The sequence below is a fragment of the uncultured Algimonas sp. genome, assembly GCF_947498175.1.
Classification (GTDB): domain Bacteria; phylum Pseudomonadota; class Alphaproteobacteria; order Caulobacterales; family Maricaulaceae; genus Litorimonas.
The window spans coordinates 1-25,972 of the sequence record NZ_CANMJB010000007.1 but is presented as its reverse complement, the minus strand read 5'-3'; the positions used below and the strand labels follow the sequence as shown (position 1 = coordinate 25,972).

Genomic DNA, 25,972 nt, shown 5'->3' with positions numbered 1-25,972 from the left:
TGAACGTCTCTAATCCGCCGAAGGCGGCACTTCCGCGAATGCTCCGGTCTGTTCCATCATCAGCAGCTTCGCCGATATGATCGAAAAATAGGCGCCTTGCAGGATGAGTTCGCCGTCGCGCACTTTCTCGGCGATGAAATCGAAGCTCATCAGGTTCTGCAGGCTCATCCGCACGCCTTCCAATTCCAGTTCCGTCTGCGCATCCTTGCCGGTCAGGCCGCGCGCGAGAATGCGGTCCCGCGCGGGTGTCAGATGCCGGATCCAGTCGCCGACATAGCGCCCTTCGATTCCGTTCAGACACGCATCGATGCCGCCGCAGCTTTCATGTCCCATCACCAGTATTACTTTGACTTTCAATACGTTGACGGCATATTCTAAAGCGGCCGCCGTGCTGGGCGTCCGTGTGTCCACATCGCCGCGCGGCACGATGTTGGCGACGTTGCGCAGAACGAACATTTCGCCGGGATAGGCATGGAAGATGTCGGTCGGGTCGACACGGCTGTCCGAGCACGAGATCAACATGACCCGCGGCGACTGCCCGCCCTTGCCCAGCGTTTCGTAGAGGTCCTTCTGGACCTCGAAATCTGACAGGCGGAACTCCCGATATCCCTCTATGAGCTTGTCCGGCATCCGGCTCTTCTATGCCGCGTCCGTGATGGGTCAAGCGCCTGCGTTGACACGGGCGGATGTGCGGCGCACTTTGGACCCATGGGTGCGTCCGCCTCATATCTGCCGCGCGAGACTGTGCGACACTTGTCCCGCCGCTCCGATCTATGGGGCGCGTGGCTGACCTTGCATGTCTGGGGCGTGGTCTTCGCGGCCTGGGCCGTGGCGATCGTCTGGACCAACCCAGTCACGATAATTCTGGCCATCCTGCTGGTCGGTTCGCGGCAGCATGGCATGGCGATCCTGATGCACGATGCGGCGCATGGCGTGCTGTTCAGGACGAGGGCATTGAACGACTTCGCTGGCAAGTGGCTGCTCGGCGCGCCCTATGGCGGCGACATGTCGGCTTATCGGCGTTACCATTTGAAACATCACCGTTTTACCCAATCTGCCGATGATCCGGACCTGCCGCTTTCGGCCAAGTTTCCCGTGTCGAAAGCATCCTTGCGCCGAAAGCTCTTCCGCGACCTGACCGGCCAGACCTTCTTCCGCCTGCGCCTGGCGAGCCTGAAAGCCTCGCACGAACCGGGCATGGAAGCGTTCGAGAAGACATCCGTCTGGCCCTACCTCATCACAAACGGCATCCTGTTCGCCGGTCTCGCCCTGATCGGCCATTGGTGGGTCTACCCGGTGCTGTGGCTGCTACCGCTGGCGACCTGGTTCATGGCCGTGCTGCGCAACCGCAACATCGCCGAACACGCGCTCACGACGACGGATGGCAACGTCCTGACGCAAGCCCGCACGACGAAGGCGAATTGGCTCGCCCGCATCTTCCTCGCGCCCTATTGGGTCAACTATCATGTGGAGCATCATGCCTACATGTATGTGCCCTGCTGGCAGCTGCCGCGCCTGCACCGCGCCATGACAGCGCATCACGGGTCGATGGATATCCAGCCGAGCTATCGAGAGGTTCTACAACTTGTCGTAACGAGTTGATGTTTATGTGGTTTCTACGCGGCGCACGCTGTCCGAGGCCCGGTCCGGAACTCGCGGAATCGGCGCGGCGCGGCGCTCGATCCTCCCGGAATTCGAACGGATCACTGCCGATTGCGGCGGCTGCCTCGACGTCATCTACGTGTCCGGCGCGGTCCAGGGCGAACGCCGCATAATGGAGCCGACCGATAGGGTTTCCGTTCTCAGCCGCGTGACCGATCTGTCGAATGGTGCGGACGACAGTCCCGGCGCTTCACGGGCGGGGACGTGGACAGCCCGAGCCGCACTCTGGCCCGGTATGCCAAGGCACAGGCCGACCAGTACAGGGTGAATCTGAATGTGATGATGGTCTACCGTTTTGGCCGAGGCGGCCATCATCGTCCGTTCAGCCAGGTCTGCATTCCCGGTGTCCGCATCATGAAAAACGCACAAACATTACGATCGCCAGCATCAGGACCTGCGGACAGAAGACGGCATCGTCCATGGCGACACGATGGAGGGCGTGGACGATTCGGCCAAGCTAACCGGGCTCAATGCCATCGTCTTGGCCGGCATGGCAGGCACGTTGCCTTTCACAGCCAATGTCGAGATCGAAGGTGCGGTCCGGCCTGGCGCGAACTTGACGTGGAAAACCCCTGAAAACGCAGGAAACCTTTCGGGCTACCGGGTTCATTGGCGCCTGATGACGGAGCCGGAAGCATATCTGGTCCGGCACAGACACGCGTTCCTAGGCAATCCGGTTCGCGACGCCGCGCGGCGCGCCGCCTAGACCCATATAGCGGGCACGCAAACCAACGGGCTAGATCGAAAAACTCGTCCCGCAGCCGCAATTCGCGGTCGCGTTCGGGTTGTTGATCTTGAAGGACGCGCCGATCAGTTCGCGCGAATAGTCGATCTCGGACCCGGCCAGGAACTCCAGGCTCATCTCGTCGATCAGCACGCGCGCGCCGTCGCGTTCGATCAGGAGATCGTCGGACCCCGGCGCATCGTCGAAACCGAAGCGGTAGGAAAAGCCCGAACACCCGCCGCCGTCCACGGCGACGCGCAAGAAGCGGTCCATGCCCTGTTTCGCCATGATCGTGTTGATCTGGCGCGCGGCGGATCCGCTCAAGGTGACGGGCAGGGTTTCGGTGGCGGTTGCGGTCATAGGTCTTATATAGCGCAGGAACACCCGGCTGGAAGGGCTGATGTCCCGACCCTAACGAAAGAGTGACCGTGACCGTCTTCAAGCCCACCCGGATGGCGCGCGCGCCTTACGCGTCCGATCCCTACAATGCGCGCGGCCGCGCCATCCCGCAGCCGACCACGTCGGAGCGCAGCCCGTTCCAGCGCGACAAGGACCGGATCATCCATTCCTCCGCCTTCCGCCGCTTGAAAGGCAAGACACAGGTCTTCGTCGCGCATGAGGGCGATTACTACCGGACGCGCCTGACCCATTCGATCGAAGTCAGCCAGATCGCCCGGTCGATCGCCCGCGTCCTGGGTCTGGACGAGGATCTGGCGGAGTGCCTGGCCCTGGCGCACGATTTGGGTCATCCGCCCTTCGGCCATGCGGGCGAAGACGCCTTGTCCAAGGCGATGGCCGCTTATGGCGGGTTCGACCATAATGCCCAGACGCTGCGGATCGTTACCCATCTGGAGAGCCGCTACGCGGAATTCGACGGTCTGAACCTGACGTGGGAGACGCTGGAAGGCATCGCCAAGCATAACGGCCCGGTCGTGACGCGCGAAGCGGACTACAAGACGTTGCCCTGGGCCTTGCGGGCCATACCGGACTATCAGGCGCTTGAGCTTCACACGTTCGCCGGGCCGGAAGCGCAGGTCGCAGCGATTTCCGACGACATCGCCTATATCAACCACGATATAGACGATGGTTTGCGGGCCGGACTGTTTAGCGTGGACGATATCCGGGATGTGCCGTTCGTCGGCGAGGCTTTCGCGGACGTGGACCGCCGCTATCCGGACATTTCGAGCGACCGGAAAATCCACGAAGCCGTGCGCGACATGATCGGGCACATGGTGGCCGATGTCCTGTCGGAAACGCGCAGACGACTGGAAAAGCACGATCCGCAAAGCCCCGACGATATCCGGCACATGCCCGAAGCCGTTTGCGACTTCAGCGAGGCGTTCCGCGAAAAGGAGCGCCCCTTGCGGGAGTTTTTGATGACGCGCATGTACCGGCACTATCTGGTCAACCGCATGATGGCACAGGCGTCGCGCGTCGTGGGTGAGTTGTTCGAGCTGTTCATCGCCGACCCGTCCGTCCTCCCGACGGAGCTGCAGGCAGGGTGTGCCGGGCCGCACGCGCTGGAAACGGCGCGGGTCGTATCGGACTATATCGCGTCCATGACGGACAACTTCGCCATCGCCGAACACCGCAAGCTGTTCACGGCGACGGCCTATCTGGGCGGCTGAGCGCGGGATCCGGCTGCAATAAATGTTTAAGTTGCGCGCGGCTTTCCCCTACTTCGTCAACAAGACGCCGCATTCCGCTTGCGATATGATTGACAGAACGGCTGTGATTCGCTCACCATCTTCATCACGGGGGCGGACACGGCGAGGGGAAAAGACCGATGAGCTCTGACGGGCCAGAATTCAATCCGGCCATGGTGGCCGACGAACCGATCGCACCTTTCGACGTGACCCGCACGTCTGAGCGCGCCGGGCTGCTCAAGCTCGTCATCGGCTTCGGCCTTCTGGCCGCCGTCGCCTTCATCATCCTGAAGATCTACCAGCCCGGCGTGCGCGACCGTGGCGACCCGCCGCTCATCACGGCCGACAACACGCCATTCAAGGTCGTTCCCGAAGATCCCGGCGGGGAGCAGACGCCGGATCAGGACAAGGAAGTCTTCGATGTCATGTCCGGCGCGGACCCGAGTACGGACGTCGTCACCTTGCCGCCGCCCGAAACGCCTGTGGACCGTCCCGTCATCGCCGATCCGGACCCCGTACCGGACGAACCGCCCGCGGCGGAGCCGGATCCTGTCGTGACCGTCGAGCCGCAACCGCGCGAACCGGCCGTGCTGCCCGCCCCGCCCCCGGCCGCAGGCGGATCGGACTGGGTGGTGCAGGTCGCATCGCTGCGCAGCCAGGCGGAGGCCGAAGCCACGTTCGCGCGCATCCGCGCCACCCACGGTGCGATCCTGTCCTCCTACGGCTCCGACATCGTGCGTGTCGATCTGGGCGACAAGGGTATCTACTACCGGGCGCGCGTGGACGGCTTTTCCGACAAATCCCAGGCCGCGGCGACTTGCGAACGTCTGGACGCGGCCGGGCAATCCTGTTTCGTCGCACGGCGATAGGGTGAGCCATCTCGCTGCGATTCTGGGCCTTTCGGGCACCCGCCTGACGCGGGCGGAGAAAACCTTCTTCCGCGACGCCGATCCTTGGGCGTTCATCCTGTTCGCGCGTAATGTGGACACGCCGGACCAGCTTCGCCGTCTGTGCGCCGATCTGCGGAATGCGGTAGGGCGCGATGCGCTCATTTTCGTCGATCAGGAAGGCGGCCGGGTGCAGCGTCTCAAAGCGCCGCATTGGCGCGCCTATCCGACCGGGGCGGCATATGCCGCGATCCATGCGCGCGATGCCAAGGCCGGGCGGCGCGCCGTCTGGTTGGGACACAGATTGATCGCCGACGATCTGCGCGCCGTCGGCATCACGGCCGACTGCGCGCCCGTGCTGGACCTGCCGCAGCCCGGTGCCGATCCGATCATTTCCGACCGGGCTCTGGGCGAGACGGCGGACCGGATCGTCGATCTGGCCCACGCTGCCATGCACGGACTGATGGAAGGCGGAGTCGCCCCGGTCATCAAGCACATTCCCGGTCATGGCCGCGCGACCGTGGACAGCCACCTGGCGCTGCCGCGGATCGACACCGCCATGGAGAGGTTGGAGGAGACGGACTTCGCGCCGTTCCGCGCCCTGAACCGCGCCCCGATGGCGATGACCGCCCACGCCGTCTATGCGGCGGTAGGCGATGCGCCCGTCACCATATCGGCCGAGGCGCTGCAGTTTCTGATCCGCGAGCGCATCGGTTTCGACGGGCTGCTCATGTCGGACGATCTCGATATGAAAGCGCTCAGCGGGGACAGTCTGGAAGCCAAGACCCGCGCGGCGCTCGATGCCGGATGCGATGTGGCCCTGCAATGCTCCGGCCAACTGCCCGACATGATCGACGTCGCGAAGGGTGGCCGTCCGTTGTCCGGCGATGCACGAGCGCGCGCGGGCGTCGCCGAGATCGTTGCCTCCAGCGCGTCCGTCTTCGACCGCGCGCGGGCGGAGGCGGAGTTCGATGCGCTGCTCGGAACCGTGTCGTGAGCGTGATGGAGGACTTTCAGGAGGATCTGCGCTTCGAGGCGTTGGAGACGGCCGAGGAGAGTCCGGATGCGCTCCTGCTCGACATTGACGGCTTCGAAGGCCCGCTGCACCTGCTGCTTGAACTGGCGCGCAAGCAGAAGGTCGATCTGGCGCGTGTGTCGATACTGGAGCTGTCCGAGCAATATCTGGATTTCATCAAGACGGCGCACGACTTGCGGATCGAGTTGGCGGCCGATTATCTCGTCATGGCGGCGTGGCTGGCCTATCTGAAATCGCGGCTCATCATTCCGAGCGAAAAGGCGGAGATGGAAACGCCGGAAGCGCAGGAAATGGCGGCGATGCTGGCCTTCCGGCTGGAGCGGCTCGACGCCATGCGGCGCGCGGTGGCGGGTCTGCAACGCCTGCCGAAGATCGGCCAGGACGTTCTCGCACGGGGTGCGCCGGAAGGTTTGCGGTCCCGCACCGCCCCGCTGTTCGAAGCCGACCTGTTCGATCTGCTGAAAGCCTACGGCACGTCGCGGTCGCGCGCGGCGTTCAAACACCACACGCTGCCCAAGCCGAATGTGCTGAGCATGGACGAGGCGCGGCACCGTTTGAAGCGCGCCATGGCGAATACCGGGTCCGACCTGTCGGAATGGACGGCGATGGATTCGTTGATCGACCGGACGGATCTGCCCGGTAACGTGCCCCAATCCTCTATCCGCGCGTCGTCCCTGTTGGCCGGGCTGGAACTGGCCAAGGAAGGCGACATCGAATTGCGCCAACTCGTGGCGTTCGATCCCATCTATCTGCGGACCGCGCAAAAGGCGGCGCCGTGAAGCGTCCGACTTCGGACCGGCTCGACAAGGCCTCCGCCGGGATCGAGGAGGATGTCGTGCGTCTGACGGACCGGCTGGGCCAGGGCGGGGAAGGCGCAGCGCAGGACGGCGAGGTGCGGCTGCTCGAAGCCCTGCTGTTCGCGGCGTCGGAGCCGATCGATGTCGCCACCTTGCGTGACCGCCTGCCCAAGGACACGGACGTCGGCGCGCTGCTCGCCCGGTTGCAGCGCGATTATGCGGAACGGGGCGTCAATCTGGTCAGCGTGGCGGGCCGCTGGCGGTTCCAGACGGCGCCGGACCTGTCCGAACAGCTCGTCGATGTGCGCGAAGCGCCACGCAAACTGTCCAAGGCGGCGCTCGAGACATTGGCCATCGTGGCCTACCACCAACCCGTGACGCGCGCCGAGATCGAGGATGTACGCGGCGTGGCCGTGTCCAAGGGCACGGTCGATGTGTTGATGGAGTTGGGCTGGGTGCGTGTGCGCGGCCGTCGCCGCACGCCGGGCCGACCCGTGACCTACGGCACGACCGAAGGGTTCCTCGGCCATTTCAACCTCGAACAGATCACCGACCTGCCGGGCCGCGACGAACTCAAGGCCGCCGGTCTGCTCGACCCGCGACTGCCCAAGGATTTCGAAGTCCCCGAACCGTCCATGCTGGACGCTCTGCGCAACGACGAGGGTCCGCTGGACATGGAGCCGGAGGATGCGGAATTCTTCGAGGATTTCCTGGCGGAAGACGATTAGGGGAATGCGGCGGAACTGACCGCACCCGATTGACCCGTCCGCCTTCGCCGCCTAGAGGCAGGCCATGTTTACGGCCCATCCCATCGGCATCATCATCATCCTGATCATCGCGCTGCTCGTCTTTGGCGGCCGCGGCAAGATCAGCGCCATCATGGGCGATCTCGGCAAGGGGATCACGTCTTTCAAGAAAGGTCTGAAGGACGACGCCGCCGAAGCCAAGATGGCGGCGAAATCCGATCCGGCCGACGACGCGCTCGACGTCACCCCCCGCAAAAAGGACTAAGCGGCCTTCATGCTTCCGTCCTTCGGCTTCGGGGAGATGGTGGTCATCGCCCTGCTGGCCGTGATCGTCGTCGGGCCCAAGGATCTGCCGAAGGTCATGCGCTCGCTGGGCGGCTTCATGGCGCGCCTGCGCCAGATGGGGCAGGAATTCCGCGATGCGTTCGACGAGATGGACGCGGATGACGAGATCAAGTCGCTGCGGGCCGAAATCGCGCAGATGAAGAGCCTCGGCTTTCTCGACGAAGAACTCGACAGCGACATTCGCGACCTGAACACGGAACTGCGCGACACGACCGACCGGCCCTCCGACAAGACATGAGCGAACAGGCCAATTTAGAGACGGACGAGGTCGAAGCCTCGCGTGCGCCGTTGCTGGACCATTTGAACGAACTGCGCGCGCGGCTCATCAAATCCGTTCTGGCCGTCGTGGCCGGAATGATCGCCTGCGCGCCCTTTCTCGGCCATATTGTCGATTGGCTTCTCTGGCCCTTCGAGCAAGCCCTGGTGCGCTATAATATGCGCATGCTCGAAGCTGGCAAACCGCTGATCGACATGGAAATCATCGCGACGCAGCCGTTGGAGACTTTCTTCGTCAAGCTCAAGATCGCCCTGTTCGGGGGCGTCGTGATCGGGTTTCCGGTGCTGGCCTACCAGCTCTACCGCTTCGTCGCGCCGGGGCTCTACAAGAATGAGAAGGGCGCATTCCTGCCCTATCTGATCCTCAGCCCGGTCCTGTTCGTGGCGGGCGCCAGCCTCGTCTTCTTCTTCGTCTTTCCCTTCGTGATGGAATTCGCACTCAGCCAGCAATCGATCGGCGGCGGGCAGGAGATCAAGCTGCTGCCGCGCATCGCCGACTATCTCAGCCTGTCCACGACCTTGTTTCTGGCCTTCGGCCTGTCCTTCCAGCTGCCCGTCATCCTGTCACTGCTGGGCCGGGCGGATATCGTGGAATCGGGTCAGCTGCGGCGCTGGCGCAAATATGCCGTATTGGCCATCGCTGTCTTCGCCGCCTTCGCCACGCCGCCCGATCCGATCACCCAGTTCATTCTCGGCGGAGCGATCTATCTGCTTTATGAGTTTTCGATCATCGCGGTGCGCATGGTCGAACGAAAAGCCGTTCAGGAGGCCGCGGTTTAGGACTCCTTAACCGTGAGCGCGCACCCTTGCGGAACTATGCGCCCGACCGTTTTCCTTCTCGTTTCCGTCGTGCTGGCCGCCCCGGCCTGGGCCGTCGAACGTCCTGTCGATGAACGGTCGGCGGCGCTTCGTGCCGAGGTGGCCAAGGTCCAAACCTTCATGCAAGCCACCGGCCTGGAGCTATCCGTCGAAACGACAAACGACGGCGAAACGGTGCCTGTCTATCGCCAGTCCGGAATGGCGCGGCACATCGTTGCCAAAGGCGACACCCTGTTTTCCATCGCCCGGAGCTACGGCGTTTCCGTATCGGGACTGATGCAGGCCAACGCTCTGGACACACCGTCCATCGGTCTCGGAGACGCACTCGTCGTTCCTGCAAGACCGTCTCCGACGGCGAACCTGCAGCCGGCGACAACCGACACGGCGCCTCCACGCGGACGCTACGTCGTGGCGGCAGGCGACACGCTGTTCTCCGTGGCTCGCCAGGCCTGCGTTTCCGTCGCCGACATCCTGTCCGTCAACACGGTCGCCGATCCGAACGCGCTCCGCCTCGGGCAGGATCTGTCCTTGCCGGACGGTCATTGCCTGACCTCCTAGCTTTCGCTGCGAAGTCTGCCGCGATTGCTTGCGGATAAGGCTGGCGTCTCTATATAGCCGCGACACGACGACGCCGGGCGAGGGGCCCGGTCAATGCGCAGGCGGTACCCGATATGATCATCACGCTGATTCAACAGGCGGCCCCGGCCGGCGGTGCCGGCCCGGCCATTGGCGGCCAGTTCCTGATGCTGGCCCTGATCGGCCTGATCTTCTACTTCCTCCTGATCCGACCGCAGAGCCAGCGCATGAAGAAACACAAGGCGATGCTCGCCGAGATCTCGCGCGGCGACGAAGTCGTCACCAGCGGCGGCTTGATCGGCAAGGTCAAGAAAATCAACGATGACGAGATGACGATCACGCTGGGCGCGAACAACGACGTGAAAGTCGTCCGGTCCATGATCGCGGATGTGCGCAATCCCAAATCCGCCGCCAACGATTAGGCCGCGCCGATATGCTCTTTTTCTCCCGCTGGAAGACCCTGTTCATTGTCGGTCTCGTCGCGATCGGCATCCTGCTCGCCGCGCCGAACGCCATCAAGCCGGAGACCCGCCAATCGCTTCCGACATGGATGCAGAACACGATCAATCTCGGTCTCGACCTTCAGGGCGGGGCGCACATGTTGCTCGAGGTCGATCTGTCGAGCGTCATGCAACAGGCGCTGGTCAATGAACGCACGGGCATTCTGACCGAACTGCGCGATGCAGGGCTGCGCGCGGAATCGGTTCGGATCGCCGACAACAAGGTCGTGGCGCGAATGCGCCGGTCCGAGGATCAGGCGGCGGCGCTCGATATCGTCCGCGCTCTGAGCGTTCCGGTCGATCCCAGCCAGATCGGGTCGCCGCGCACGACCATCGTCACGCCACTCGGCAGTGACGGCTTCACGGTCGAGATCACCGACGCGCAGATAGAATTCATCCGCAAACGCACCATCGACCAGTCGATCGAAGTGCTGCGCGACCGCATCGACCCGTCGGGCACGACGGAGATGACGCTGGTCCGCGAAGGCGACGATCGCATTCTGCTGCAGGTCCCGGGCGCCAAAAACATCGACGAGATCAAGGCCGCGATCAACCGGACGGCCAATCTGTCTTTCCACCTCGTCCACGCGGACAGCAACAATGAACGCGCACTCAGCCAAGCGATCACCACGTTCGATGCGGAGACGGGCGATGCACGCCTGGCCAGCATCGGCACTCGCTATTTCCCGCATCAGGACCAGGGCGGCGGACTGATCGTGGAAGAAAGCACGCGCATCACGGGCGAATGTCTGGAGAACAGCTCGCCGGGCGTCGATCCCGACCGGGGCAATCCCATCGTGAACTTCAAGTTCAACTTCCGCTGTTCGCGACTGTTCGGCGAGATGACGGCGCGCAACATCGGCCGGCCCTTCGCGGTCGTGCTGGACGGAGAGATCATCACCGCGCCGAACATCCGGTCCGCCATCACGGGCGGTCGCGGCTATATCGAAGGCTCGTTCACACCGGACAGCGCATCGGAACTGTCGCGCCTGCTCAATGCCGGTGCGCTGCCCGCCAAGCTGCTGATCGTGGAGGAACGCACGGTTTCCGCAGAACTGGGCGAAGCCTCCATCAGGGCCGGGCAGGTGGCGTCGATCATCGGCTTGATCGGCGTCGCCCTGTTCATGTGGCTGTCCTATGGCCTGCGTTTCGGGACCATCGCCGTGGTGGCGCTGGCGACGAACATCGCTCTGATCGCGGCGGCACTGACCTTGCTCGGGGCGACGCTGACCCTGCCGGGGATCGCGGGCATCATCCTGACCATCGGTATGGCGGTGGACGCCAACGTGCTGATCTTCGAACGCATCCGCGAGGAAACGCATAACGGCCGACCGCCGGTCAACGCCATCGAAACGGGCTATCGCCGGTCTCTCGCGCCAATCCTCGATGCCAACATCACGACGATGATCGCCGCGATCACGCTTTACTTCGTCGGGTCCGGCCCGGTTCGGGGCTTTGCCGTAACGTTGGCCATCGGCATCGTCACCTCCGTCTTCACCGCCGTCGTCTTCGCCCGCCTGCTGACCGCGACCTGGCTGCGCGGGACGCGGCCCAAAACCCTTCCGATCTAGGACCCGACATGCGCGACATTTCCATGGTCAAGCTGATGCCGGTTCAACCGCGCGTCCCTTTCCTGAAGCTGCGCGTGATCGCGGGGATCCTGTCCCTGATCGCCGTGCTGGTGTCTTCCTATTGGTTTTTCACCAAAGGCCTGAATTACGGGATCGATTTCAGCGGCGGTGTCGTGACCGTGGTCGACTTCGGCGAAGCGCCGCCCGATACGGCACAGGAATTCGTGCAGAGCCGCTTCAATGGATCGACCGTGCAGAATATCTCGCAGCCCGCCGGATCGACCATCACCTACGATTATCTTCGCATAGGCTTGCCCTTGCAGACCGAAGAAGCCGAAGGCGACGTCTCGGAAGAGGAAGCGCGAGAAACGCAAACCGATGCGCAGCAGGTCGCTCAGGCGGCGCTGATCGACGCGTTGCAATCCGAGTATGGCGACATTCGCATCGATGCGACGGAGACCGTCTCGGGCAAGGTGTCGGGCGAACTCAGGCGCAAGGGCTTGCTCGCCGTCGTGCTCGCGCTCGGTCTCGTCCTGGCCTATATCTGGTTCCGGTTCGAATGGCAGTTCGGGGCGGGGGCGGTGATCGCCCTGCTGCACGATGTCATCCTGACACTGGGTGTGTTCGAACTGTTCCAGATCGAATTCAACCTCGCCATCATCGCGGCCATTCTGACGATCGTCGGCTATTCTCTCAACGATACGGTGATCGTCTATGACCGGATCCGCGAGAACTTGCGCAAATACAAGAAGATGCCTTTGGAAGAAGTCATCAACATCTCGATCAACGACACCTTGTCGCGCACCATCCTGACATCCGTGACGACGTTGCTGGCGTTGACGGCCCTCTTCGTGCTGGGCGGGCCGGGTCTGCAAGGCTTCTCATTCGCCATGATCTGGGGCGTGCTGGTCGGGACCTATTCGTCCATTTTCGTGGCCAGCCCGATGCTGCTGATGCTCAAGCTCAAGCGCGGTTCCCGGATCGATGCAGTGAAGGAAGCCGAGCCCCGGACGGCCTGATCGCCAGACGTTCTCCATCTCTGTCCGCGCACAAAAAAAGCCCGCACATGGCGGGCTTTTTCATTGGCCGTGACCGGGCCTAGTTCAGGTTGCTTTCCGCGAAATCCCAATTGACGAGATTTTCGAGGAAGCCGTTCATGTAGGACGGCCGCGCATTCTGGTAGTCCAGATAATAGGCGTGTTCCCAGACATCCATGGTCATCAGCGGGGTGACGTCCTGATCCTCGACCGGCGTATGCGCGTTCAGCGTGTTGGTCACGTCCAGCGTGCCGTCCGCCTTCTGCACCAACCAGGCCCAGCCGGAGCCGAACTGGCTGCCGCCCTTGTCCTTGAAAGCCGTGACGAAGCCGTCATAGCCGCCGAAGTCGCGGTCGATCAGCTCACCGAGCTTGCCATTGGGCTTGCCGCCGCCGTTGGGCGACATGGAGTGCCAATAGAAGGTATGGTTCCAGACCTGCGCGGCATTGTTGAAGATCCCGCCTTCGGCTTTTCGGATGATCTCCTCGAGTTCCATGCCTTCATATTCCGTGCCTTCGACGCCCTTGTTCAGCTTGTCCACATAGCCCTTGTGATGTTTGCCATAGTGGAAGTTCAGCGTTTCCTCGCTGATCGTGGGGGCGAGCGCGTCGCGCGAGTAGGGAAGGTCGGGGAGTTCGAAAGCCATGTTGATCTCTCTTGTTCTGGGGGATTTACGCTTATTCCTACGTGACAGCCGGTGCAATGTTCCTGATCGACCGCGCGTCCCGGCCGGTGGTTCCACCGTCCGGGTCCGACAATCGGGCTTGCGCCGGCGCCGTCTTCGCATAGGCAGTCCCGTCCTGGATGGGCAAGACGAACAAGGGTCGCAGGTGGCAATCCCGATTGACAGTTCCGTGATGGACCGCGTGGGCGCCGCCGACCCAGACCGGGTGCGCGCGGCACGCTTGGCCGATCCGGACGTGCGCGACCGGCTTTTCGCGCTTTACGCCTTCCATGCCGAACTGGCCAAAGTGCCGGAGCTGGTCACCGAGCCGATGATGGGCCGGATCCGCTATCAATGGTGGCGCGACTGCCTGGGCGAAATATATGGCAGCGGACCCGTCCGCGCCCATGAGGTCAGCACGCCGCTGGCGGAGATGGTTGTGCAGACGGGTCTGAGCCGGTTCTATCTCGACCGCCTCATCGACGGTCGCGAACGGGATCTCGATCCACGGCCTTTCGAGACCATGGATGCCGCGACGGCGTATGCGGACGCGACATCGGGCGCGTTGGCTGCGGCGGCCGCGACAATCTGCGGCGGGGAAGGCGGCGTGGCCGCCGGACGGGCCTGGGGACTTTGCGGGCTGGCGCGGAGCTATCGCTATTACAAGGACGGCATGCTCAAGGAGTTGCCGTTCGATACGATCCTGGCGGCGTCGGAGGAGGCCTACAGGGAGGCGCGCACGGTCAAGCCGGGTGCGGCGCTCCCGGCGCTGGCCTACGTGTCGCTCGTCCCCGGCTTTCTGAAGAGGATGCGAGGGCAGGGGTTTGATCCGGCCGGGCAAGTGCCAGACTATGCGCCGTTCCTGAAGCAGGTGCGGATGTTGAAGGCCGTGGGATCGGGGCGTCTATGAACGTTTCGGCCCGTCCCCGGCCATAAGTGCCGGAGACGGATCAGAGAGGAATGGTTCCTACCCCCATCCTGCGATATCCGCCAAGGCCCGTTCCGCCATGGCCCGGCGCTTGACCCGCGTCTTCTGCTTGCCCTTCGCGCGCGTGCCGTCCGGGTTCTGCATCACCCGTTTCTCCACGGGTGGGAACAGTCCGAAATTGACGTTCATCGGTTGGAACTTCGCCTTCGGCCCGTCCATGAACCCACCTGTTACATGTTCGACCAGCGCGCCGAGCGCGGTCGTGGCGGGTGGGGCAGGTAGCGTTTCCCCTTTGGCCTGTGCCGCGGCCATGCGGCCCGCCACCAGACCGAGTGCGGCGCTTTCGACATAGCCTTCCACGCCCATGATCTGTCCGGCGAAACGCAGGTCAGGCCGCGACTTCAGGCGCAACTGCCTATCGAGCAGTTTCGGGCTGTCGATGAAAGTGTTTCGGTGAATCCCGCCCAGGCGGGCGAAGACGGCCTTCTCCAGCCCTGGGATCATGCGAAAGACATCGGTCTGCGCGCCGTATTTCATCTTCGTCTGGAAGCCGACCATGTTGTAGAGCGTGCCGAGCGCATTGTCCTGGCGCAGCTGGACGATGGCGTGCGCCTTGACCGTTGGATCGTGCGGGTTGGTCAGGCCGACGGGTTTCATCGGACCGAAGCGCAATGTTTCGGGTCCGCGCGCCGCCATGACTTCGATCGGCAGGCAGGATTCGAAATAGGGCGTATCCTTTTCGAAGTCCTTGAACTCGGTCTGGTCTGCCGCAACGAGCGCCTCGATGAAAGCGTGATACTGGTCCTTGTCGAGCGGGCAGTTAATGTAATCCGCCCCGTCGCCCTTGTCGTATCGCGACTGCATCCAGGCGACGTCGAAATCGATGCTGTCATGATAGACGATCGGGGCGATAGCGTCGAAGAAAGCCAGCGAATCCGTTCCGGTTTCTGCGAGGATCGCCTTGGCCAGACCGTCCGCCGTCAGCGGGCCGGTGGCGATAATCGTGTTTTCCCAGTCGCTTGGCGGCAAACCTTCAACCTCGCCATGGACGATATCGATCAGGGGGTGCTGGCCCAGCAGGGTGGTGACGCCATCCGAAAAGCCGTCCCGGTCCACGGCGAGTGCGCCGCCGGCCGGAAGCTTGCAGACTTCGCCCATGCCCATAATGAGCGATCCGCTGCGCCGCATTTCCTCGTGTAGCAAACCGACGGCATTGCCGAGATGATCGTCGGAACGGAACGAATTGGAGCAGACGAGTTCGGCGAAACCGCCGGACTGGTGCGCGGCCGTCATCCGTTCGGGCCGCATTTCGTGCAAAACGACCGGAACGCCGCCCTCCGCGACCTGCCAGGCCGCTTCGGATCCCGCCAGGCCGGCGCCGACAATGTGTACGGGTTTGATCATGCGCGCGCGTTAGAGCCGCGCCATGGCCGCGACAAGAGGCGGTTGCAGGGTCGTATTCTATAACACTGGACCCGGCATCGAAGCCTTGCTAGATATTAAACCGTGAGTTGAAGGGGTGTCAGCCATGCAATTCGAATTCGAGAATGCGTTTCTGCATTTCGCAAGGACCGGCGCGCCCCGGGGCTTCGTCTGGCGTTATGCACTCGCCTATCTTCTGGTCACGCTCCTTTTCGGTGGTGTCATGGCGCTGTTGTTCGGCGGCTGGTATGTCGACATGTTTAGCGCCGTGGCTTCCGACGACCCGCAAGCCGTGATCGAGACGACACAGATGAGCGGTAGCATGATGGCGCTGATCTATCTCGTCGTCCTGCCGCTCAGCCTGCTGTTCTATGCCGTTTTCGAGGCGGCCTATCTGCGGCGCTATATGCGCCGGGATCGTTTCCGGTTGCGGCTGGGTGCGGATGAGTGGCGTGTCTTCGTGGTCCTGCTGATCTGGATGGTCGCGTTCATCGCTTCCACAATTGTCATCGCCATCGCTATCGCGCTTGCGGTTCTTTTCGTGGGAATAGCCATGGGGTCGCTGGAATCCGAAACGGGACCGCCAACCGCCTTCATGCTCATAGGCACGCTCTCCTACATCGCGGTTTTTGTCGGTCTGGGCGCGCTGGCCGTGCGCTTTTCGCCAGCCGCTGCGCTAACGATCCGCGACCGCCGGGTCCGGTTCTTCGAGGCGTGGCGGGCCACGAAAGGCAAGTTCTGGACTTTGTTCGGTGCCTACGCCGCCTGGTTGGCCCTCGCCATGGTCGCCTACATCGTCGTCATGGCGGTGTTCATGGTGATCCTCATGCCGGTCATGGGCGGCATGGAGAGTGTCGAGGCTCCCGATATGTCCTTCCCGCCGGCTCTGCTCGCCTTGATGGCTTTGCTCTATCTGGCCATGCTCGTGGCCAGCGCTCTGTTCTACTATGTGTGGGCCGGGCCCGCGGCATTGGCGGCGAAAACCTACGCGCCCGGTCTGGAAGACGGCACCAAGGCCATCGCATCGGAGCTGTCGTGACCGGGATCGTCCCAGCGCCATATTCGACCGACTACGAGATCACGGACGCCATGTTCGGCGCGTTCCGTGCCCCGGGCGGCATGCGGCTGTTCTGGATCCTCGCGGGATGGGGAACGCTCTTCCTGACGATCACCAGCCTTCCGTTGATCCCGTCGATGATCGGATCCTATGTGGAGCTGATCGTGGCCACGGCGAATTTGGAAACGGATGCCGATGCCGCGTCGGCCGTGTTCGGGACCATGGGTCGGTTCTTCGCCTATTTCACCCTCTGGTTCATCGTCTATGTCGGAGTCGTCGCTCTTGTCCGTGCGGCGTTCTTCCGGAACTATTTCTTTTCAGACCCGGTGAATGCTTTCCCGATCCGTTTCGGTGGGGACGAAGGGCGTCAGGCGCTAGCGATCCTCGGTTTTTCCGCCGCTTTGATGTTTGCATATTTCATTGCGTTGATAATTTGCGGAATGGTCTTTGGCGCTTTCGTCGCTGCGGCAGGTGGGGAGTCGGTCGTCCTGTTCGCATTCGGCATGATGCTGACCTACGGTCTCATCATGTGGGTCTCTGCCTGGATCGGACTGCGTCTATACGCCGCCGGAGCGCTGACGGCGTTGAGGCGCAGGATCCACGTCTTTGCGGCCCGGCATGTGAGCCGCAACCGCTTCTGGGCCATGTTCGGTTCGATCCTCGTTGCCGGATTGATCGGCAATGTCGTCAGTTACACCACGTTTTCGATCGGTATGCTCATGGCGTTTTCCGAACTTGGATTGGCCGACATTTTTGCACTGCTGAGCAGCGCCGACTCTGCCGCTTCGCTCGCCGCGATCGAGCGTGCGTCTGAAACGGCCGGATTTAGGATAACGAGCATCGTCGCCATCGTCCTGACGAGCTTCGGCTACATGGTCTTCACCCTCATGCTGGCCGGACCGCAGGCCTTTTTCACGAAGCAATGGGCCGAAGCGGCAAACGCAACCGACCGGGAGGAAACGCAGTCATGACATCCATCAAGAAAACGTGCGCGGCCTTTGCCCTGGCGCTCTGCCTGGCGTCGCCCTCCGCAGCGCAATTGCCCGACAGCGTGAAAACGTCCTACGACGCCTATGTCGCCGCGATGAAGTCCGGTGATGCGGACGCGGTGAAAACGAGCGCTCGCGCGGCTTGGCAGGCGGCCGAATCCACGCTCGGGGATCATAAATCGACCGGAGACCTGGCCTTCAATTACGCCGCCGCGCAGGGCAAGCCGATCGAGAAAGACCAGATCGAAGCGGTGGAACGCAGCATGGAACTGACGGATGGATATGGTGCCGATGCCCCATTGACCTATCTCGAGCGCGGGATCGTGCATATCCAGTTGCTCCGGCACCGGGACAAGATACGCAGGGCCCGACATGCCGCCATCAAACTTGTCGATTACGCCGACGAGAACGGATTGTCAGGCAGTACGTTCACCGGCGAGGCTTTGACCTTGCTGGCTGGGATGCATGCGAGCGAAGGCGATGGCGAGCGCGCGGCCGAAGCGTCGGAGCGAGCGCTGACCATCTTCGAGAGCGCGACGGACGGCATTCGGACGGTCCAGCATATCCATGCCAACCTCTATCGCGGCTACGCCCATGAAAGCGACGAGGACCATATGAGTGCCGCGTTGCGCTATCAGACCGTCATGGAGAAAACGGACGGGTTTGATCCCGGAACCTATCCGGTCGTCGGAACGGCGCTGGGACGGTGGATCCACATGCGCGGCGCCTTGCGCGACGCAGGCCGTCTGGAAGAAGCGGAAGAAAAGGGCCTTTGCCAGTGCTGGCCTTATGACAAGCCGCGCAACGAAAATGTTCTGCCCATCAAACGCATTCCCCCCGTCATGCCCACAGAGGCGCGGCAATCCGGCTATGTCGTCGTCGAATTCGATCTGACCGATGAAGGCCGCCCGACAAATGAGCGGGTTATCACGGCCTGGCCCGAATATTTCGAAAAGCCCGCGATGAGATCGCTCGGAAAATGGGAATATTCGGCGCGGACGCCCGATCAGACGGACGCGGACCGGACGGATATTCTTGCCACGATAACCTTCAGGCTGCTGGATGAGCGTGGAGACGTCATCTGGTAGGAGGTATGCCGTCGGCCATCAGGCCGGGCCGGGCGTCCCGCCTCCGATGAAAGGCGGGACGCAGTATTAGAGCGGCGTTGCCGCGTTCGACCGTTAGAAGCGAATCGTGCCGCGCAGGCTGGCACGGTGGTCTTCCACCTCGCTGCCGAAGCGGCCATCCCAGCGCAGGGCGACATCGATCGTGTTCGAAATGGACAGACCGACATTGGCTGCAGCGTGGAAACGGTTTTCGTCCGCAACCGTCTGCAACACGGAGAAGGCGTTCTGGGTCGCGCCGATCTGCGCTTCATAGGCGAGTTCACGGTCGCCGAAAACATGCTCGTAAGCGCCTTCTATGCTGACCTTCACGGCACCCGTGTCGCCTGAGTCGATCAGGCCCAGACGCGCACCGAGCCCGGCGACACCCTGGTCGAGATCGCCGTCACGGAGTTGCGTCTCCGTGGGTCCCGCCGCGGCAATGTCGTCGAAACTGGCCAGCGTTCCGGACAGGCGTCCGAAGGGTGTGATCTGAAGGCCCGAATTGGCGTCGCCCGTCAGGTCGTAGCCGACTTCGAGACGCCCGGTGAATACATCCGCACCGGTATCGGCTCCGAGGGTTTCGATGTCGGAATTGGTGTAGCTCAGTGCCAGATCGGACCGGAAACCGCCGCGCGTGCCGCCGCCATAGACGCCGACGGAATAGCTTTTCGCATCGCCGTCCGTCGTCGGACCGTTCGTGTCGGTATAGGTGTAGCCGACGCCGATCCCGACCGCGGCTTCGTCGAACAGGCCGAGTTCGATGCGCCGTTCGAAACCGGCGGCGTAGCCGACGCTTTCGGATTGGATGCCGGTCGTATCGCCGGCCTCGACATCGATGTTGCCGTAGTTCACGGACGCCCAGATGCCGCTATCGCCGTCATCCGAGGACAACATGATCGGTCCGGCCAGCAAGGTGCGGTCGTTCCGGGCGAAACCGGCGGCACTGACGAGCGGGCTGGCGCCCGCGCGTAGAGAGTCGCCGAATTGCTGCGCGGCGGCCAGACCGCCGACGGCGCCTTGGACTTCGCCTTGGCGCGAAATCCGCTGAAAGATGGGATCGACCGATTGAGCCGAAGCGAGGACGATCTTGTCCAGCTGGTCCAGGGCCGCGTCATCGGTCCCGGCTTGGGCGATCCGGTCGAGGCCGGCCGCGGCGCGAAGCGAGTTCGCGTTGCTGACCCCTTGACCTCGGACACCGTCCACGAAGGCGTTTTCGGCCAAGGCAACCGAAATCGTGTCGCCTTGTGCGGCGCCGCTCAGAAACACGGAGTTGTTGACGTTCACGCTGGAGCCGGATTGGAAGTCCGCGCCGGAAACGCGCATATCCTGCCGCCGCGACGACCCCTGTCCCTCGACGTTCGCGTTGGACCCGGATTCGAATGTCGTGGTGCCGCCATTGCCGGATTCGGAGCTGACATTGGCCTGACCTCCCGACTGGACCGTGACGGATCCGCCTGAGCTGGAGCTGACGTCGCCGCCATTGCCGCCGTCTCGGATCGTCAGCGATCCGCCGTTGGACGCCGAACTGCTGGCCACCGTCCCGCCATCGACAATGTCGACGGAGCTGCCGGATCCCTGGACGTTGACGGATTGGTTGGGCTGGCTGTCATTGACCGTATAGGTCGCGCCGGAGCCGGTCGGGGCCTGGAACACGAAACCTTGCGCGGCGAACTTCGCCGTCGCCGCGGTTGCGGCCGTGGTGCCGGACCCGCCGCTGCCAGATCCGCCGCTGCCGGCTTCGCCGACATTGACCGTTTCCGCGCCGCTGAACTGGGACGATTCATACGATCCGCCGCGCAGGTTCAGCGTGTCGCTGCCTTCCCCGAGATCGGCGAGCAGCTTGCCGGAGCCGTCCAGCGTGCCGTTGCTTTCGATCGTCAGCGTATCGCTGCCGCCGGCCATCTTGATGACGGGGTCGGAGGTGGACCCTCTGACGGTCCCGGCGATGTTGATCATGTCGTCGCCGCCGCCCAGATCGATCGTCGGATCGGACGATCCGCCGAAGATCATGCCGTCGGCATTGATGGTGACGTCGGCCGAGCCGCGCGAGACGATGGCCTGCGCGCCGACGGCATCGATTTCGCCGCCTTCATTCACATTGATCGTCGCCGATGTCGCGGATTCGTTGATCAGAACCGCTTGGGACTCCGAAGACGAGGTGGAAATGGTGCCCATTTCGAGCATGGTGAGCGTCGCCTTGTCGCCAAGCTCGACGCCTTGGCTCTGCGAGGAGGACGCCGAGACTTCGCCCGCGATTTCGACCGTGCCTTCGTCGCCCGAAACGATCGCGGTGGAATTGCCGGAACTGATGCGCACTTCGCCGCCGCGTTCGACGCGAATGGTCGCGCCCGTGCCCTGGCTTTCGATGCCGTTGGACCCGGACGACTGCGCCGTCACGAACCCGCCGCCGCGGACCGTGACCTTGGCGTCATTGCCGGTCAACAGGATCGCCGTGGCGTTGCCGGATGAAGACCGGACATCGCCCGACACGTTGACCGTGCCGGAATTGCCGTCGACCTTGACGGGGTTCGACATGCCCGACGATGTGGTGACGCGGGCGTCCGATCCGACATTGAGCGTGCTCATGTCGCCGCGGATCAGCACGGCGGGCGAATTGCTGTTGCCGGTCGTGACCAGCGCCTTGTCGGTCAGCTCGATCGTGGAGTTGCTGCCGACGGAGACGGCTCCAGAGTCGCCGCCGCCCGTCCGCACGGTGCCGGAGACGTTCACGGTCGCATCGTCGCCGGTCCGCACTGCGCCGGAAGTTTCGCCCGATGTGGCGACTTGGCCGTCGATCGTGATCGTCGCGCCATTGGCCACGTCGATGCCGGGGGCACTGTCGCCGGACGTGTTGATCGGCCGGTTCGAATTGCCGGCGACCGTGACGGTCGCTCCGTCGCCGAGCGCGACACCCGCCTGACCCGTGACGGAGATGCCACCGGACGGCGCTTCTATGTTGACCGTGACATTGTCGGCCTGTCGGTTGACCACGCCGTCATTGTCGAGATTGTCGGCGCACGTGATCGTCTGGCCGGTTTCGGGATTGGACGCATCGGCTTGTGGATCGCCGTCGACGGTGCAGGCGGCATGAGCGGACTGGGCGGACAGCAAAACGACCAGGCTCGTGCCGGTCAGCAGCACGCTGGCGAAGGACAAATTTTTCACGTATTAGACCTTTGAATCGAGGCCCCCTGCACCTCCTTCATACCACGGCGTTTATCTAAGGTAGATTAATCTAGACAACCTCCGTTATCATTCCGCCGCTTCTGCACCAGTCATTCCGCCGCTTCCGCCCGGGCCGCGATCCTCTCCAGCATCGGTTTGAGATAGCGCCCGGTCCAGCTGGCCTCGACACTGGCCACGTCTTCCGGAGTGCCGGTCGCAACGACTTCGCCGCCGCCGTCTCCGCCTTCCGGGCCGATGTCGATGACCCAGTCGGCTGTCTTCACCACGTCGAGATTATGCTCGATGATGACCATGGTGTTACCGTTGCCGACCAGTTCCTGCAGCACGGACAGCAACTTGTTCACATCCTCGAAATGCAGTCCGGTCGTCGGCTCGTCGAGGATGTAGAGCGTCCGGCCCGTGGCGCGCTTCGACAGCTCCTTGGCCAGCTTCACCCGCTGCGCCTCGCCGCCCGACAGCGTCGTCGCCTGCTGGCCTACCTTGATGTAGCCCAGCCCGACGCGTTGCAGTGTGACCATCTTGTCGCGGATCGACGGCACCGCCTTGAAGAAGTCTGCCGCCTCCTCGATGCTCATGTCGAGCACGTCGGCGATGGACTTGCCCTTGAATTTGATTTCCAGCGTTTCGCGATTGTAGCGCGCGCCGTTGCAGACGTCGCAGGTGACATAGACGTCGGGCAGGAAGTGCATCTCGATCTTGATGACGCCGCCGCCCTGGCACGCCTCGCAGCGCCCGCCCTTGACGTTGAAGGAAAAGCGTCCTGGTTTGTAACCGCGCGTTTTGGCCTCGGGCAGGCCGGCGAACCAGTCGCGGATCGGGGTGAAGGCGCCGGTGTAAGTCGCTGGATTTGAACGCGGGGTGCGGCCAATAGGCGACTGGTCGATCTGGATGACCTTGTCGAGCGCGTCGAGGCCGTGCACGGCGCGGTGCGGCATGGGCGCCTTGGTTGCCTTATTGATGCGTCGCGCCGCCGCCTTGTAGAGCGTCTCAATGGTCAGGGTCGACTTGCCGCCGCCCGACACGCCCGTGACGCAGGTCATGACGCCGAGCGGAAAGTCGACATCGATGTCCTTGAGATTGTTGCCATAGGCGCCTTCGACCCGGATGACCTTCTTCGGATCGACGGGGCGGCGCACCGCAGGGATCTCGATCTCCTTGGCGCCAGTGAGGTATTTGCCCGTCAGCGACTTGCGCGATTTCATGATCTGTTTCGGCGTGCCCTTGGCCACAACCTCGCCGCCGTGAATGCCCGCCTTCGGCCCCATGTCGATGACATAGTCGGCGGTCAGGATCGCTTCCTCGTCATGCTCGACGACCAGCACGGTGTTACCGAGATCGCGCAGTTCCTGCAGCGTTTCCAACAGCCGTGCATTGTCGCGCTGGTGCAGCCCGATGGAGGGCTCATCCAGCACGTAGAGGACACCCGTCAGGCCAGAGCCGATCTGGCTGGCCAACCGGATGCGCTGGCTCTCCCCGCCTGACAGCGAGCCGGAGCCGCGCCCCAGCGTTAAATAGTCCAGCCCGACCGCATTGAGGAATTTCAGCCGGTCCGTGATTTCCTTCAGGATGCGCTCCGCGATTTCCAGATCCTTGTCGGACAGGCTGGTCTTCAGCCCCTCGAAATGGTCCAGCGCATGGGCGATGCTCATCTCTCCGGGAATGGAAATATCCATCCCGCCGACGCGCACGGACAGGGCCTCGGGCTTGAGCCGTTTGCCGTCGCAGGTCTCGCACGGGCTGTCGCTCTGATACTTGCTCAGTTCCTCGCGCACCCATGTGCTTTCCGTCTCGCGGAAGCGCCGTTCCAGATTCGGCACCACGCCCTCGAACGGCTTCTTCGTCTTGTAAGTGCGGCGGCCATCCTTGTAGTTGAACTGGATCCGCGTGCCTTTGGTGCCATATAAAACAACCTCTTGCGACTTCGAGTTCAAGTCCCTGAACGGCGTAGAGGTCGAGAAACCATAATGGTCGCACAGCGCCTTCAATGTCTGCGCGTAGAGCTTGGACGGCGTCTTGGACCAGGGCGCGATGGCCCCGCCTGCGAGGCTGCGACTGTCGTCCGGAATGATCATCGCCGCGTCGAATTTCAGCTCCTTGCCGAGCCCGTCGCAGGTCGGGCAGGCACCCTGGGGACTGTTGAACGAAAACAGGCGCGGTTCGATCTCGGCCAGTGTGAAACCGGAGACGGGGCAGGCGAATTTGGACGAAAACAGCAGGCGCTGGTCGGCATCGTCCGCCTGTTCCGCCACGGCCAGACCGTCTGACAGGCGCAGCGCCTGCTCCAGACTGTCCGCCAGACGCGTCTCCACGCCGTCGCGCACCACGACCCGGTCCACCACGACATCGATGTCCTGCTTGAACTTCTTGTCCAGCGCCGGGGCGTCTTCAAGCCGCACGATCTCGCCATTAATCTTGGCGCGCTGATAGCCCGCCTTCATCCATTCGGCGATCTCCTTGCGGAACTCGCCCTTGCGATTGCGCACGACGGGCGCGAGCAGATAGAGCTTGGTGCCTTCATCCATCGCCATGATCAGGTCGACCATCTGGCTGACCGTCTGGCTCTCGATCGGCAGGCCGGTCGCGGGCGAATAGGGCACGCCCACCCGCGCCCAGAGCAGGCGCATATAGTCGTAGATTTCCGTGACCGTGCCAACGGTCGAGCGCGGATTTTTGGACGTCGTCTTCTGCTCGATGGAAATAGCGGGCGACAGTCCTTCGATGGAATCGACATCCGGCTTGCCCTGCAATTCCAGGAACTGGCGCGCATAGGCCGACAGGCTCTCGACATAGCGGCGCTGGCCCTCGGCATAGATGGTGTCGAAGGCGAGGGACGACTTGCCCGATCCCGACAGGCCGGTGATCACCACCAGCTTGTCGCGCGGCATGTCGACATCCACATCCTTGAGATTGTGCTCGCGCGCGCCGCGCACCTGGATGTTTTTCAGCATGGCCATGAATAGCTAACCCGTCACGCGTGATGTGGCTCCGAAGCTGGACAAATCCGCTGGAACAGATAAAGAACATCCGCGCTACTCGAAGTTTCGAGTCGCGGCAAGCTCGGCTCTGCATTGACGATGTCCGCCCCTACCTACGTATCAGCAGATGGGGCGGAGGCACCGAATTTCAATGCCGTCCACAGCTTCGTCGGCCACGCCCCGTGACCGCGCCGCGACCCGGTGCCAGAAGATGCGCATCCACCCGCCCGCAGCCCCACTGAGGCTGCGCACTCACAGGAGAATATCATGGCAGGTTCCGTCAACAAGGTCATCCTCATCGGCAATCTCGGCGCCGATCCGGAAGTCCGCACCTTCGGCAATGGCGGCAAGGTCGCCAAGCTGCGCATGGCCACGTCCGAGACGTGGAAAGACCGCCAATCCGGCGAACGCCGCGAGAAAACCGAATGGCACACCGTCGAGATCTTCGGCGAAGGCCTGGTCGGCGTGGTCGAACGCTACGTCAACAAGGGCTCCAAACTCTATATCGAAGGCCAGCTCACGACCGAGAAGTGGCAGGACCGCGACGGCAATGACCGCTACACGACCAAGGTCAAGGTGGCAGGTCCGAACAGCAATCTGACCATGCTCGACAGCAAGGGCTCGGGCGGCGGTGGTGGTAATTATGGCGGCGGAAGCGGCGGCGGCAACTTCAACCAAGATCGCGGCGGCTATGGCAATATGGATCAAGGCGGCGGCTCCCGCTCCGCCGCCAATATGGATGGCCCGAAACAGGATTTCGATCTGGATGATGAAATACCGTTCTAATCCAATCTAGCCTCCAGGTTTGCGTCCCGCCATGCGGGTCTAAGATTGCCAACGGCAATCGTCGCAAACCTTGTCCGGCACGGACACGCGTCCCATAGGACGCGAAGGGAACGCCTCGTCGCAAGCCCAAACGGCGTCCTGTCGGCCTACCTCTCCCAACCCCCTCATCCCGGGCTCGACCCGGGATCCATCTCCCAACGGTTCCAGCTGGCCCAGCCGTCCCGTGATGGACCCCGG

26 protein-coding genes are annotated in these 25,972 nt (G+C 63.0%); 20 read left to right on the top strand and 6 right to left on the bottom strand.

Going from position 1 to position 25,972, the window contains the following annotated elements; genetic code table 11:
• Positions 1-9: 9 nt before the first annotated feature.
• Positions 10-630 carry a carbonic anhydrase gene (locus tag Q0718_RS10750; protein WP_298917580.1) on the bottom strand — a complete coding sequence of 207 codons (621 nt, stop codon included), beginning with the start codon at positions 628-630 and terminating at the stop codon, positions 10-12.
• Positions 631-708: 78 nt separating this feature from the next.
• Here Q0718_RS10750 and Q0718_RS10745 point away from each other — a divergent pair, with 78 nt between their 5' ends.
• The 3 genes from Q0718_RS10745 to Q0718_RS10735 all read left to right on the top strand — a co-directional run bounded on the left by Q0718_RS10745 (position 709) and on the right by Q0718_RS10735 (position 2,368).
• A complete protein-coding gene (locus Q0718_RS10745) occupies positions 709-1,602 on the top strand; it encodes a fatty acid desaturase family protein (protein ID WP_298917577.1) in 894 nt (297 codons plus the stop codon).
• Between the two features lie 7 nt (positions 1,603-1,609).
• Entirely contained in the window at positions 1,610-1,930 is a 321-nt protein-coding gene (locus Q0718_RS10740; protein WP_298917575.1) for a hypothetical protein, read from the top strand.
• Between the two features lie 171 nt (positions 1,931-2,101).
• Positions 2,102-2,368 carry a hypothetical protein gene (locus Q0718_RS10735; protein WP_298917573.1) on the top strand — a complete coding sequence of 89 codons (267 nt, stop codon included), beginning with the start codon at positions 2,102-2,104 and terminating at the stop codon, positions 2,366-2,368.
• Between the two features lie 30 nt (positions 2,369-2,398).
• Here Q0718_RS10735 and erpA read toward each other — a convergent pair whose 3' ends face one another.
• Positions 2,399-2,746: an iron-sulfur cluster insertion protein ErpA gene (gene erpA, locus Q0718_RS10730; protein WP_298917570.1), complete on the bottom strand. Its 348-nt coding sequence runs from the start codon at positions 2,744-2,746 to the stop codon at positions 2,399-2,401.
• Between the two features lie 92 nt (positions 2,747-2,838).
• Between erpA and Q0718_RS10725 the strand changes: the two genes are divergently transcribed.
• From Q0718_RS10725 to secF, 12 genes are all read left to right on the top strand, one after another.
• Positions 2,839-4,014 (top strand): deoxyguanosinetriphosphate triphosphohydrolase, encoded by a 1,176-nt coding sequence (locus Q0718_RS10725; RefSeq protein WP_366523877.1) that lies wholly within the window; start codon positions 2,839-2,841, stop codon positions 4,012-4,014.
• 158 nt (positions 4,015-4,172) lie between these two features.
• Positions 4,173-4,901 (top strand): SPOR domain-containing protein, encoded by a 729-nt coding sequence (locus tag Q0718_RS10720; RefSeq protein WP_298917565.1) that lies wholly within the window; start codon positions 4,173-4,175, stop codon positions 4,899-4,901.
• A gap of 1 nt (position 4,902) precedes the next feature.
• Positions 4,903-5,916, top strand: coding sequence for a beta-N-acetylhexosaminidase (gene nagZ, locus Q0718_RS10715; RefSeq protein WP_298917561.1), 1,014 nt, complete (start codon positions 4,903-4,905; stop codon positions 5,914-5,916).
• Between the two features lie 5 nt (positions 5,917-5,921).
• Positions 5,922-6,734, top strand: a complete 813-nt coding sequence (locus tag Q0718_RS10710) for a ScpA family protein (RefSeq protein ID WP_298917740.1) — start codon at positions 5,922-5,924, stop codon at positions 6,732-6,734.
• Between the two features lie 56 nt (positions 6,735-6,790).
• On the top strand, positions 6,791-7,480 hold the full coding sequence (gene scpB / locus Q0718_RS10705) for an SMC-Scp complex subunit ScpB (RefSeq protein WP_366523876.1): 690 nt from the start codon (positions 6,791-6,793) through the stop codon (positions 7,478-7,480).
• 64 nt (positions 7,481-7,544) lie between these two features.
• Positions 7,545-7,763 (top strand): twin-arginine translocase TatA/TatE family subunit, encoded by a 219-nt coding sequence (tatA, locus tag Q0718_RS10700; protein ID WP_298917555.1) that lies wholly within the window; start codon positions 7,545-7,547, stop codon positions 7,761-7,763.
• Between the two features lie 9 nt (positions 7,764-7,772).
• Positions 7,773-8,081, top strand: a complete 309-nt coding sequence (gene tatB / locus Q0718_RS10695) for a Sec-independent protein translocase protein TatB (RefSeq protein ID WP_298917552.1) — start codon at positions 7,773-7,775, stop codon at positions 8,079-8,081.
• Positions 8,078-8,899 (top strand): twin-arginine translocase subunit TatC, encoded by an 822-nt coding sequence (gene tatC / locus Q0718_RS10690; RefSeq protein ID WP_298917549.1) that lies wholly within the window; start codon positions 8,078-8,080, stop codon positions 8,897-8,899. The genes tatB and tatC overlap by 4 nt, the downstream gene beginning before the upstream one ends.
• Before the next feature lie 36 nt (positions 8,900-8,935).
• Complete coding sequence (locus Q0718_RS10685) at positions 8,936-9,496, top strand: LysM peptidoglycan-binding domain-containing protein (protein WP_298917547.1); 561 nt, start codon at positions 8,936-8,938, stop codon at positions 9,494-9,496.
• Between the two features lie 113 nt (positions 9,497-9,609).
• Entirely contained in the window at positions 9,610-9,936 is a 327-nt protein-coding gene (gene yajC, locus Q0718_RS10680; RefSeq protein ID WP_298917544.1) for a preprotein translocase subunit YajC, read from the top strand.
• Positions 9,937-9,947: 11 nt separating this feature from the next.
• Positions 9,948-11,585 (top strand): protein translocase subunit SecD, encoded by a 1,638-nt coding sequence (secD, locus tag Q0718_RS10675; protein ID WP_298917541.1) that lies wholly within the window; start codon positions 9,948-9,950, stop codon positions 11,583-11,585.
• Between the two features lie 8 nt (positions 11,586-11,593).
• Positions 11,594-12,604 (top strand): protein translocase subunit SecF, encoded by a 1,011-nt coding sequence (gene secF, locus Q0718_RS10670; RefSeq protein ID WP_298917538.1) that lies wholly within the window; start codon positions 11,594-11,596, stop codon positions 12,602-12,604.
• Positions 12,605-12,683: 79 nt separating this feature from the next.
• Here secF and Q0718_RS10665 read toward each other — a convergent pair whose 3' ends face one another.
• Positions 12,684-13,268, bottom strand: coding sequence for a Fe-Mn family superoxide dismutase (locus Q0718_RS10665; protein ID WP_298917535.1), 585 nt, complete (start codon positions 13,266-13,268; stop codon positions 12,684-12,686).
• A 184-nt stretch (positions 13,269-13,452) separates the two neighbouring features.
• On the opposite strand from Q0718_RS10665, the gene Q0718_RS10660 reads away from it, so the two are divergent.
• Positions 13,453-14,196, top strand: coding sequence for a squalene/phytoene synthase family protein (locus Q0718_RS10660; protein ID WP_298917531.1), 744 nt, complete (start codon positions 13,453-13,455; stop codon positions 14,194-14,196).
• A 57-nt stretch (positions 14,197-14,253) separates the two neighbouring features.
• Here Q0718_RS10660 and trmFO read toward each other — a convergent pair whose 3' ends face one another.
• The gene (trmFO, locus tag Q0718_RS10655; protein WP_298917529.1) at positions 14,254-15,618 is read right to left on the bottom strand and encodes a methylenetetrahydrofolate--tRNA-(uracil(54)-C(5))-methyltransferase (FADH(2)-oxidizing) TrmFO; all 1,365 of its coding nucleotides are present in this window, start codon (positions 15,616-15,618) and stop codon (positions 14,254-14,256) included.
• A gap of 124 nt (positions 15,619-15,742) precedes the next feature.
• Between trmFO and Q0718_RS10650 the strand changes: the two genes are divergently transcribed.
• From Q0718_RS10650 to Q0718_RS10640, 3 genes are read left to right on the top strand one after another with little or no spacing between them, the layout of a single operon-like run.
• Complete coding sequence (locus Q0718_RS10650; protein ID WP_298917526.1) at positions 15,743-16,675, top strand: hypothetical protein; 933 nt, start codon at positions 15,743-15,745, stop codon at positions 16,673-16,675.
• Positions 16,672-17,664, top strand: a complete 993-nt coding sequence (locus Q0718_RS10645) for a hypothetical protein (protein ID WP_298917523.1) — start codon at positions 16,672-16,674, stop codon at positions 17,662-17,664. Before Q0718_RS10650 ends, Q0718_RS10645 begins: the two co-directional genes overlap by 4 nt.
• Positions 17,661-18,770, top strand: coding sequence for an energy transducer TonB (locus Q0718_RS10640; RefSeq protein WP_298917521.1), 1,110 nt, complete (start codon positions 17,661-17,663; stop codon positions 18,768-18,770). The genes Q0718_RS10645 and Q0718_RS10640 overlap by 4 nt, the downstream gene beginning before the upstream one ends.
• A gap of 93 nt (positions 18,771-18,863) precedes the next feature.
• Here Q0718_RS10640 and Q0718_RS10635 read toward each other — a convergent pair whose 3' ends face one another.
• Complete coding sequence (locus Q0718_RS10635) at positions 18,864-21,953, bottom strand: autotransporter domain-containing protein (RefSeq protein ID WP_298917519.1); 3,090 nt, start codon at positions 21,951-21,953, stop codon at positions 18,864-18,866.
• A gap of 110 nt (positions 21,954-22,063) precedes the next feature.
• Positions 22,064-24,928 (bottom strand): excinuclease ABC subunit UvrA, encoded by a 2,865-nt coding sequence (gene uvrA / locus Q0718_RS10630; RefSeq protein ID WP_298917516.1) that lies wholly within the window; start codon positions 24,926-24,928, stop codon positions 22,064-22,066.
• Between the two features lie 288 nt (positions 24,929-25,216).
• Here uvrA and ssb point away from each other — a divergent pair, with 288 nt between their 5' ends.
• On the top strand, positions 25,217-25,735 hold the full coding sequence (gene ssb, locus Q0718_RS10625) for a single-stranded DNA-binding protein (protein WP_298917513.1): 519 nt from the start codon (positions 25,217-25,219) through the stop codon (positions 25,733-25,735).
• Positions 25,736-25,972: the final 237 nt, after the last annotated feature.

Coding starts and splice junctions, on each gene's coding strand:
- secF (WP_298917538.1), top strand. CDS start 11,594: ATGCGCGACATTTCCATGGTCAAGCTGATGCCGGTTCAACCGCGCGTC.
- tatB (WP_298917552.1), top strand. CDS start 7,773: ATGCTTCCGTCCTTCGGCTTCGGGGAGATGGTGGTCATCGCCCTGCTG.
- Q0718_RS10710 (WP_298917740.1), top strand. CDS start 5,922: ATGGAGGACTTTCAGGAGGATCTGCGCTTCGAGGCGTTGGAGACGGCC.
- Q0718_RS10685 (WP_298917547.1), top strand. CDS start 8,936: ATGCGCCCGACCGTTTTCCTTCTCGTTTCCGTCGTGCTGGCCGCCCCG.
- trmFO (WP_298917529.1), bottom strand. CDS start 15,618: ATGATCAAACCCGTACACATTGTCGGCGCCGGCCTGGCGGGATCCGAA.
- secD (WP_298917541.1), top strand. CDS start 9,948: ATGCTCTTTTTCTCCCGCTGGAAGACCCTGTTCATTGTCGGTCTCGTC.
- uvrA (WP_298917516.1), bottom strand. CDS start 24,928: ATGGCCATGCTGAAAAACATCCAGGTGCGCGGCGCGCGCGAGCACAAT.
- erpA (WP_298917570.1), bottom strand. CDS start 2,746: ATGACCGCAACCGCCACCGAAACCCTGCCCGTCACCTTGAGCGGATCC.
- Q0718_RS10640 (WP_298917521.1), top strand. CDS start 17,661: ATGACATCCATCAAGAAAACGTGCGCGGCCTTTGCCCTGGCGCTCTGC.
- Q0718_RS10650 (WP_298917526.1), top strand. CDS start 15,743: ATGCAATTCGAATTCGAGAATGCGTTTCTGCATTTCGCAAGGACCGGC.
- yajC (WP_298917544.1), top strand. CDS start 9,610: ATGATCATCACGCTGATTCAACAGGCGGCCCCGGCCGGCGGTGCCGGC.
- tatA (WP_298917555.1), top strand. CDS start 7,545: ATGTTTACGGCCCATCCCATCGGCATCATCATCATCCTGATCATCGCG.
- ssb (WP_298917513.1), top strand. CDS start 25,217: ATGGCAGGTTCCGTCAACAAGGTCATCCTCATCGGCAATCTCGGCGCC.
- Q0718_RS10750 (WP_298917580.1), bottom strand. CDS start 630: ATGCCGGACAAGCTCATAGAGGGATATCGGGAGTTCCGCCTGTCAGAT.
- Q0718_RS10665 (WP_298917535.1), bottom strand. CDS start 13,268: ATGGCTTTCGAACTCCCCGACCTTCCCTACTCGCGCGACGCGCTCGCC.
- Q0718_RS10725 (WP_366523877.1), top strand. CDS start 2,839: ATGGCGCGCGCGCCTTACGCGTCCGATCCCTACAATGCGCGCGGCCGC.
- tatC (WP_298917549.1), top strand. CDS start 8,078: ATGAGCGAACAGGCCAATTTAGAGACGGACGAGGTCGAAGCCTCGCGT.
- Q0718_RS10720 (WP_298917565.1), top strand. CDS start 4,173: ATGAGCTCTGACGGGCCAGAATTCAATCCGGCCATGGTGGCCGACGAA.
- Q0718_RS10745 (WP_298917577.1), top strand. CDS start 709: ATGGGTGCGTCCGCCTCATATCTGCCGCGCGAGACTGTGCGACACTTG.